The sequence below is a fragment of the Ruegeria sp. BHSA163 genome (assembly GCF_059613365.1).
The window spans coordinates 82,828-92,011 of sequence record NZ_JBXWSJ010000014.1 but is presented as its reverse complement, the minus strand read 5'-3'; the positions used below and the strand labels follow the sequence as shown (position 1 = coordinate 92,011).

Here is a 9,184-nt window from a genome sequence, read left to right as displayed (position 1 = left end):
AAGGCCGATCGTGGTAACTTGCATGGGGTGACTCCTCTCTCGCAGATAACGACACCTGCACTATGGCGCATCGCGACGCCGATGGAGCAGGAGCCATCCACCCCATCTGCACAGCAGACGCTCAGGCCGAGTGCAGCGAAGGGCCGCTCTGAGCCCAATTCGGTCGTTCGCCGCAGTCGAAAAAGCCAATAGGAGATCCTTTTAAGATCGTTTGACTTACCGTCTAAAACAGCCTGATTATTCCAAAACATTGCGCTAAGAATGATTCAGTTGGAATCCGACCGTCTTCTTCGCCTGACGTGATACCAACTGACATGTCGTTGGAGACGTAGAAAACTTCGTTGCCCAAACCGTCGGATTTGAAGCAGCAATCGACCATATGCACCAAATCGCGGGCATCGATATAAGTGAAGATGTTGCGGCGGCGTAGCGCCGGATTTTCCGTGAAGGCCGGGAACATTTCACCACATTCATGCGGCTCGAAAACCTTGTTGATCCGCAATCCGTAGATGGCCGCGGCTTGAAGGATTTGGCAGTCGACTAGTTGCGCACCTTCGAAATTGCGTAGCTGTCGTGCGGCACGATAGGGACCCAGAATGCGCCACGGCAGCGGTCTAAAATAGATTGAATTAACGTTTGGTATAGCAAGTCATTCGACGTAGTTTCTTTTAATTTGCCCGCCAGTTTTGCGATCTAACACTTCTGTTGCATAATCACGTTATTGCACATCCAAGCAAAATTGTCGGGACCAATGGCATGACTGCCGAAACATCTGATTTCGCCGAGACCGAGGAGAAGCTAGACATAAACAGCGCCAACCGATCCGGCGGTCTGCACATAACTATAAGAACCAAATTGCTGGCCGCGTTTCTTGGAATAGTCGGGGTAATGCTAATTTTGGCGTTCACCGGGCTATCTGAGTTGCGCAAAGCAAATCTTCGAACCGCTGAGCTGCTTCAAGATCAGACTCGCCTGTCAAATCTACAAGTGTTTGATAATAGTTTGCAACAAATCTGGTTGAATGGAACAGCGATTTTTGCCGAGACTGGAGGTAACACCATGCTCGGAGATAGCGCAGGCTTTTTTGAAGATAAGCTGCATGTTATTCAGTCGCTTGGTCATCTTGTTGAGTCAAGGAACCAACCTGATCTCAGCATTTTTTCGACCAACGAAATAGCGGAAGTTTCGCGAAAGACCCAGGAAATAAATCGAATAGGGCTTGAAGTCGTTGATCGATATGAAGCCGGGCAGATTGCGGTTGCGAAATCAATATTTGAGTTGCAGCTGGTCCCGATAATTAAGTCGTTGGACAATAGCATAAGTAAAAGATACGCGCTATTGCGCGGTGATATGCGTTCGAGAGCGTTGGTTAACCAAAACGCGTTTGATCAGTCGCGGCAAATGATGCTGGTCGCTGCTGGGTTGGCCGTCGTTGCGGCAGTTTTGCTTGGTTTTCTGATCAGCAAATCTTTGATCCTTGCGATTGAGCGAATCCGGCTCACGCTACGAAAAGTCTCTCAAGGCGACTTCACTGCCCGAACGAATATCAAGAATACAGACGAGTTAGGCGATCTCGCTCGCAGCGCTAACCGCATGACGGAGCGTCTGGGAGCGCTGTATGATGAGCTCGAGACCGCGAACCAGCATAAGTCGCAGTTCCTGGCCAATATGAGTCATGAATTGCGAACCCCGATGAATTCGATCCTTGGATACACAGAAATGATCCGAGACGGTATTTATGGTCCGGTTCCCCAGAAAATCGACGATCCGCTGCATCGAGTGGAGGTCAACGGCAAGGTTCTTTTATCATTGATCAACGATGTTCTTGATATTTCGAAGATCGAAGCTGGGGCACTCGAACTAACCTTGGATACATATTCGATGCCCGAGATCATCAACGACGTGGTCGCCACGATCGAACCATTAGCAGAGAGCAAGGGCCTGAACATCCGAACTGAAGTCGACGGCGGGTTTCCGGCCGGGTACGGCGATGCTGGGCGCATTAGACAAGTCATACTCAACATCGTCGGGAATGCCGTAAAATTCACCGACAAGGGGTACATCGATATCAAATTGGCATGTGATGACGAGTCGTTTGTGGTGACCGTATTTGATACAGGAGTTGGAATTGCCGAAGAATACCTTGATAAAGTTTTCTTGGAATTCAAGCAAGCTGATGCTTCGTCGACGCGCGCTGCTGGGGGTACTGGCCTCGGTCTAGCTATTTCTCGAAAAATCATAGAAATGCACGGTGGTCGGATTGAAGTGGACAGCAGCCATGGCAAGGGTTCGACATTCACAGTTGTTCTTCCACTCCAAACCGCGAGGGGCTAAGGCATGTCGAAGCGAATACTTGTTGTTGAAGACCAGGCCGATAACAGACGCATACTTCGCGACCTTCTCGGAAATTACGGCTTCGAAGTGCTAGAGGCCGAAAACGGAGCGCAAGGGGTAGATCGAGCAATTGCTGAGAAGCCCGACCTAATCCTGATGGATATCCAGATGCCGGAATTAGACGGTTACGACGCCACCCGTCAGATAAAGAAGCATCCAATTGGAACGAACATTCCAATCATAGCGGTAACTTCCTTTGCCTTGTCCGGCGACGAAACTAAAGCACGGGAAGCCGGATGCGATGACTATGTTGCCAAGCCCTACAGCCCGCGTGCCCTATTAGCAAAAGTCATAGCGTTCGTTGAACAGGTCTGAATGGAAAAATGCAGGACCCACCACTCATTCTGATTGTCGATGACCAACAGGACAACCGCAACCTGCTGTCAATGCGTCTAAACGCGAACGGTTACATTACTGCCGAGGCCATAGATGGCGAGGACGCTTTAGAAAAAGCTACTGATTTGTTGCCCGACTTGATCTTGCTGGATGTAATGATGCCCAAGATGGATGGTTTCGAAGTCTGTCGACGTTTGAGAATGGACCCGCTTCTCCCCTTTATTCCTGTGGTTCTGGTAACAGCACGTTCGGATACTCAAGATATGGTGCAAGGACTTGAGGCTGGCGCAAATGACTATCTTACCAAACCTGTAGACGGCACTGCGCTCATTGCTCGTGTACGTTCTATGCTTCGGATAAAGGCTTTGCATGACGAAGTGCAAGGCTGGAACAAGGAGCTTGAAGATCGAGTAAATCAACAGGTCAATCAGATTGAACGGTTCAATCGCTTGCGCCGTTTTCTACCAAGACAGGTGGCAGAAGAAGTTATTTCGGGTGGCGACGATAGCGATTTGCTTAAGAATCGAAGAGCGGACATCGTCGTTCTGTTCGCAGATCTAAGGGGATTTTCGACCTTTACGGAAGCTTCTGAGCCTGGAGTGGTGATAGAAGCACTCAATGTATTTCACAATTGCGCTGGACCATTAATCGAGCAACATCAAGGAACACTCGAGCGTTTCTTGGGTGATGGAATTGTCGTGTTATTTAATGCACCATTGCCAACAATCGATCCCACCGCGCATGCTGTGGCTTTTGCACGTGAGCTACATGTCAAGGTCGCAAAAGCACTTACGCCCTTTCAAAAGGGCGGGTTGGGCCTAAGCCTTGGTATAGGTATCGCAAAAGGGGTAACTACTATTGGCTGCATTGGATTTGAGGGCCGGTTCGACTACGCCGCAATTGGACATGTCCCGAATCTTGCCGCGCGCTTGTGCGAACACGCAGAGCCTGCACAAACACTTGTAGACGCATCGATTGTCGAAGCTTTGGAGGAAACCAGAGAAGCGGAATTTCTGCGAAATCAAAAGTTTAAGGGCCTATCCGGAGCTACTCCTGTGTTTAGCATCTAGACGTAGTAATTTTTTGGGACCCTCGGCCAATTGGATGAAAGGGCGAGTTTGTCCGCAACTCGGTCCTTCGCGGCAACCGTGCGAACGTCTGCACCGAGCCCAAAGCAGCCATTCACCAGTCGACTCTCCGAGGGCGCGAACGGTCGTCTCCAAAAGATCCTGGACGAGGGGCAGATCGAGAAGCGCAACATTGTCTTGAAGCTGAATGCGGACGCACTGGCCGAGGCACTTGGAGTGCAACCCAATGAGATTGACCAAGCGGTTCTGGCCATCAAAGCTCCCTTCGAACTGCGCCGGCGGGGTGTCGAGGGAAAGATCATTGTCGGCGACCGTGAGCCACAACCAGATCGTACGCTGCTTCGCGGCCTGACGCAGGCCCATGTCTGGGTGGCTAATCTGCGCGGAGGCAATCCCCTCGGCGAGATCGCCGCCGCAACACGGCATTCCGAATCCTACATCCGCACCCGGGCGCAGCTGGCGTTCCTGGCGCCTGCCATCCAGGGCGCTATCCTCGAGTGGCGCCAGCCTGCCGACCTGACGCTCGAACGGATCATCCGAAAACCGGTGCCGCTCGATTGGGTTGCCCAGGCCCGATTGTACGGCTTCGAAAGCGGTCAGTAACATCCCTGATCTGGACGTGGCGTTCCCTGTTCTCGTTAAAAATTTCCCTGATACCTGCGAAAATGTTCCCTGTTATTTTGCGCAGGGAAATCTTGTGCAACGCACTGATAACACATGATGATTCAGGGGCCAAAATCAGCCAAAAGGCCCAAATCTGAAGTATTTCCCTGTTAATTCCCTGTTAGCAGGGAATTTTGGCCCTAACCGAAGCGCGTAATGGTGCCTACGGAGACACTACGCAGAAATCGCGCCAGCTCGGGGAATTGCGGTAGTCTCTCTGGCAGATGACATAACCCAAGCGCCCGATAAAACGGGGAAAAACAGGGAAAGAAAGGCTGTGCTGACAGAGATAGGGGTCGGTGGCGGTGCTGGCAGACTAATGCGAACTAGTCTCTGCAAGGACAGTGAAGCTGTCCCTTATGCTGCGTAAAGACCGCGCCACTCGGCAAGAGCGGCGGTGCGGTTTAGCTTGAAGAGGTTTCGGCTGGAGAGGCTGCGTTCCGAGTTGAAGTGGTTTGAGACGGAGGCATGGACGGAAGCGAATTTCTGTAGACTTCGCATGCGCCGGAAGCGGATCATCGCTCGTTCCCTTCGTCGAAACGGAAGGTGCGAGTTCTCCGCGCGATTGTTGAGCCATCGGCCCGTTTCCTGTCGGTCGAAGGCCCCGAGATCCTTCAGCGCGGCTCCATAGGATCGCAGCTTATCAGTAACGACAACATCGGGCTGTCCATGCTTGCGCATTGCTTTTCTTAGGAATTTCAAGGCAGCTTTCTTATCGCGCGTCTTTGTGACGAAGCTTTCAAGCACCTCGCCCTCGTGATCGATGGCCCGCCACAGGTAATGCGTTTCGCCGTTGATCTTCACGAACATCTCGTCGAGGTGCCATCGCCAGCGGCTCGATCTCATACCCTGGATGCGGCGCTTGCGGATCTCGGAAGCAAACATCGGACCAAACCGATGCCACCAGAACCGGACCGTCTCGTGGCTCACGTCGACGCCACGCTCGTGCAGCAGGTCCTCGACGTTCCGAAGAGATAGCGGGAACCGAACGTACAACATCACCGCCAGGCGAATGATCTCAGGACTGGTTTTGAAATAACGAATTGGGGAGCGTTTGGTCATCCCCGAACGCTAGGCAGCCCCCGTGCCCGTCTCAAGCCAGTTTCTTCTGACAGCACCTTCGCGCATGTGCAAGAATACGCCAATGCCACCGGCCTTCTTGGCATATCCCATGAATTGCATGTCGCTTTCGGCCCGTACAAAATTGCGTACGGTGACCTGCTCTGACGCAAAAAGAGTCGCCGCTGTCCCGAGTGTGACGGTCGCGGCGATTAGAAGTCCGGTCCCTATCGAAAGCGTGCGTCTGATCATAATATGGTCCTTTCGTTGCAAGAACTGACATCGGCTGTGCGCTGGCGTCGGCTCGTCTTCTCGCAGCCAAAAACTACTTATTGACCCGGACAAGAGGTAATTGGTTACACACGTGCTTTTCTATTCGGTTTCTACGTTGTCCTCTGAACGGTCACTCGTTCGGCCTTCCGGCCCAGCATTGCAGCAATCGTCTGGATCGAAGTCGAAGCCTACTATTTTGACTTTCGGTTCGCTTCTAGTTTGGCGTGTACCAAATCGGCGAGGAATAGGCGCGGTCTTGAACCGTCATCGGAATATCTGCCGGCATTTCCACTCCGAAGAAGGCGGCGTCATAGGCCGTCCAGCGGGGTTTCGGGATCTCGATGACGCGCACGTAATAGAATGCGCTCTGGCTCGGATCGAAATCCGGATCGACCCAGTGTGCAGCGAGGGCCGCATTGCCGATGGTATTGGTGTAGCTTGCCGTCGCCACATCGACGGTGGATCCGACGTCGCGCTCGCAGGCGCCATCGACGATCGCCCGATCATCCGAACAAGCGGTATCGTAGACGCGTTCTGAGGTCGTACCGTCGGCGTTCAACCAACCCTTGATGATCTGCAACCGGTCGAGATTGGCGCCATCCGGATCGCGGAGCGCACGCAGCATAAACGTGGGCGCGGCACCATCCGGCCCGGCGCCGAGGTCGCCGCCCATCGCAACGCCGCGTCGGTACCCGGTTTCGGCGAAATCAGGACGGGCCACCTCGTCAGATGCAAAGTCCCAGCCGGCGAACATCCGAACCGCGATGCGCGATCCGCTGGTGGCGTAGACCTCCTTGCGCTGGAACGCGTCGTAGATCTCTTCCCGGGTATTCTCGCGGGCCCAGACGGCCACCCGGCCGGAAGCGCCCAGTTGCCAGGTGTAGATGACCGGATTGCCCTGCCGGTCGCGCAGAAACACTTGCGAATATCGGTCGGCCGAGGGCTCTTCGTTCGGAAGCTTGCCGAAGTAGTTGTCTTCGCGCGTGGTGGTCAGAGAGCTGTGCGTATCGGTACTGCCAATCATGCCGAACTTGTAGGGATTGACCCCTAGCTCTCGCTCCAGCCGGATCCCAATCTGAAGCGCCGACCGGGCGTACTCATAGGGCAACATCTCCGGTGTCTTGGGGACGCCCCGCGCATTGACGCTGTCCCAGCGCTCGAAATCCGCGAATGCATCCTGAGGAGACAGCAAGGGATGCGTTTCGCCATCGCCCTTTTCCTGCGTCACTTCCATCAGAGGCTCCCACCGCGCGCGGCGCGCGGCGTAGTCCACGGTCATCAGTTGGCCATTGACCGTTTCGGCGAACATCACACCGTTGCTGACGTTGCCATTGTGCGGAATTGACATAGCGCTGCCGCCTGTCGCTTCCTCGTATTCCGACATATACGCCCAAAGGTCTTCGGGATCGGAGCTTTGGAAGGCGGAGAAAGGCAGGACCTGCTTGACCCGGTCCGGGCCGTCTCGGAAGACCACGACCCGGTGCAGGTTGTTTCCGTCGGGCGTCGAGGAGTACTCGTAGCCGTTCATCACGGTAAAAACGCCGGGATCGTTGTATTCGGACGCTGTGTCTACAACCCGGTCCCAGACCGTACGCTCGACCTTGTCATCCTTGTACTTGGGCACGCCACTCGCGAAGTCGTCCATCATACCCTGAACCACTGTCCATGCCGCATCGCCGCCTTTCTGCTTCGCTTCGAACCAGCTTTTCCCAACGGGGTTTGCCAGCAATGCGGGATCCCCGGTGTTGAGGAGATCGGCAATCCCAAGGTATTCCGCGTGGTCCGACAGCACCAGGAAGTCCAGCGGCCGGATCAGCTTCGCCCGCTGACCGCCATTGGTGCGAACCTCCTCGCCCCGGGCAAACCGGATCGCAGTGTCCAGATCAAGCGTGTTGCCAACCAGACCGCTGTCGACGGAAAGCGACGAGTGAAAATGGGTGTCACCAAAGAAGACGCGCTGTGGAAAATGCTGATCGACAAACGGTGAGTAGGGCTCCGGCTGTTCAAGCAACTGGCTCTGATCCGGCGTGAACTCCTGCGCCGCAACGGCACCTCCCAGCAGGGCGAAGAGTACGGTGATGGCGGACATGGGCTTTTCAATAAATATGAATGACACAAAAAGCTCCTCAAATTGGAAAACATCATCCCGTTCGCGGCCAAGTCTTGACATATAGCACGGCGGTGCGCTTAGCAATTCAGGCCATTCGCACAATTTCTCTTGGAGGGGCCATTGTCTGACAACGAACTGTCTGCGTTCTTGCTCGCGGGGGTCGTTGATGTTTGTCAAAGCGACGACATTTCCGCAGAAGATGTTCTGGCCGCAAGCGGCATCACGCCAGCGTCCTTTCAGACGTCCGGCGCCACCGTCTTGCGCAGCAAGGCCGTTGCCGTTTTCGGTGCCCTCGCGGCGGCGTCCCACCGGCCGGACGCGGCGTTCCGGGCGGGCCTTCATGTGCCAATTGAACGTTCCCCAGAGATGGTGCAACTTTTCCGCGCGGCGCCGGACCTTCCGGCCCTGGTTGCCCCGCTGAACGCCGCACTCGGCGACGTCTGTGGCGGTTTGATCGGAGTCTCCGTCGCCTTGGGATATGCGCGCCTCAGGTTCGGGTTTCCGACCTGGAACATCGCGCTTGAGGAGCCGTTTCAGGAGGCGGCGGCAGGCGTGGTCGTATGTGCCCTCCGCACGCGATATGGACCAAGGTGGAAACCTGTTCGTGTTCTTGTGGGTCACAAGAGGGCCAGTCCCGAAGTCATAACCTCCGAGGGGATGGAGATGGTGCGTGGCGCCCCCGACAACGCAATCGTTCTGACGGCCAGGGAGGCGTATTCCGCGCCGCGCCGTCCAGATGCATCGGGGCATGGTCAGGTCAACCCCGAACTCGAGCCTGCACACCGTCGCGATGCCTTTCGGGCCGATGACGTCAGACGAATCGTATCCGGACGACTTTCTCTCATGCTCGGCACGGAACTGGATGATGTCTCCAAGGTGTTTGGTATCTCCGACAGGACCCTCAAGCGGCGCCTGTCCGAGGAGGGAAAGTCGCTCCGTTCGGTCGTCGAGGAGGTAAAACTCGGGGAGGCCAAGCGGCTGCTGTCCGAGACCAGCTTGCCAATCACCGAGATTGCGGATGCGTTGAGATATGCGCACTTGCCGAGTTTCACCCGGGCCTTCAAGCGCGCTACAGGACGATCTCCATCCGATTTTCGTGAAGGATCGCAGTCGCCCAACGTTTGATCCGCACGGGCGGGGCCTAATCGGAGGTCGGCAGTGTCTGTGCAAAGCGCAGGTTATCGATGGACCCACCACGTCCGAAGAGTGATATTTGGCAGGCTGGCGCTTTCCATAAACACGGGCGTCGATCAACTTTACA

Annotated in this window: 9 protein-coding genes; 5 read left to right on the top strand and 4 right to left on the bottom strand. The window is 55.0% G+C overall.

Annotated elements, in window-relative coordinates; genetic code table 11:
* Window positions 1-223: 223 nt before the first annotated feature.
* Window positions 224-460: a hypothetical protein gene (locus AC2FNV_RS08945; protein ID WP_367648186.1), complete on the bottom strand. Its 237-nt coding sequence runs from the start codon at window positions 458-460 to the stop codon at window positions 224-226.
* Between the two features lie 296 nt (window positions 461-756).
* Between AC2FNV_RS08945 and AC2FNV_RS08940 the strand changes: the two genes are divergently transcribed.
* The 4 genes from AC2FNV_RS08940 (at window position 757) to AC2FNV_RS08925 (ending at window position 4,421) form a co-directional block, all read left to right on the top strand.
* Window positions 757-2,334 carry a sensor histidine kinase gene (locus AC2FNV_RS08940; RefSeq protein ID WP_496773050.1) on the top strand — a complete coding sequence of 526 codons (1,578 nt, stop codon included), beginning with the start codon at window positions 757-759 and terminating at the stop codon, window positions 2,332-2,334.
* A 3-nt stretch (window positions 2,335-2,337) separates the two neighbouring features.
* Window positions 2,338-2,709: a response regulator gene (locus tag AC2FNV_RS08935; RefSeq protein ID WP_170482606.1), complete on the top strand. Its 372-nt coding sequence runs from the start codon at window positions 2,338-2,340 to the stop codon at window positions 2,707-2,709.
* A gap of 8 nt (window positions 2,710-2,717) precedes the next feature.
* Window positions 2,718-3,800, top strand: coding sequence for an adenylate/guanylate cyclase domain-containing protein (locus AC2FNV_RS08930; RefSeq protein ID WP_496773048.1), 1,083 nt, complete (start codon window positions 2,718-2,720; stop codon window positions 3,798-3,800).
* Between the two features lie 78 nt (window positions 3,801-3,878).
* Window positions 3,879-4,421: a hypothetical protein gene (locus tag AC2FNV_RS08925; protein ID WP_496773046.1), complete on the top strand. Its 543-nt coding sequence runs from the start codon at window positions 3,879-3,881 to the stop codon at window positions 4,419-4,421.
* A gap of 417 nt (window positions 4,422-4,838) precedes the next feature.
* Here AC2FNV_RS08925 and AC2FNV_RS08920 read toward each other — a convergent pair whose 3' ends face one another.
* The 3 genes from AC2FNV_RS08920 to AC2FNV_RS08910 all read right to left on the bottom strand — a co-directional run bounded on the left by AC2FNV_RS08920 (window position 4,839) and on the right by AC2FNV_RS08910 (window position 7,902).
* Window positions 4,839-5,543: an IS6 family transposase gene (locus AC2FNV_RS08920; RefSeq protein WP_496773044.1), complete on the bottom strand. Its 705-nt coding sequence runs from the start codon at window positions 5,541-5,543 to the stop codon at window positions 4,839-4,841.
* A 9-nt stretch (window positions 5,544-5,552) separates the two neighbouring features.
* On the bottom strand, window positions 5,553-5,792 hold the full coding sequence (locus tag AC2FNV_RS08915) for a hypothetical protein (protein WP_496773042.1): 240 nt from the start codon (window positions 5,790-5,792) through the stop codon (window positions 5,553-5,555).
* A gap of 235 nt (window positions 5,793-6,027) precedes the next feature.
* Window positions 6,028-7,902 carry a DUF3604 domain-containing protein gene (locus tag AC2FNV_RS08910; RefSeq protein WP_496773040.1) on the bottom strand — a complete coding sequence of 625 codons (1,875 nt, stop codon included), beginning with the start codon at window positions 7,900-7,902 and terminating at the stop codon, window positions 6,028-6,030.
* A gap of 141 nt (window positions 7,903-8,043) precedes the next feature.
* On the opposite strand from AC2FNV_RS08910, the gene AC2FNV_RS08905 reads away from it, so the two are divergent.
* On the top strand, window positions 8,044-9,048 hold the full coding sequence (locus AC2FNV_RS08905) for an AraC family transcriptional regulator (protein ID WP_496773039.1): 1,005 nt from the start codon (window positions 8,044-8,046) through the stop codon (window positions 9,046-9,048).
* Window positions 9,049-9,184: the final 136 nt, after the last annotated feature.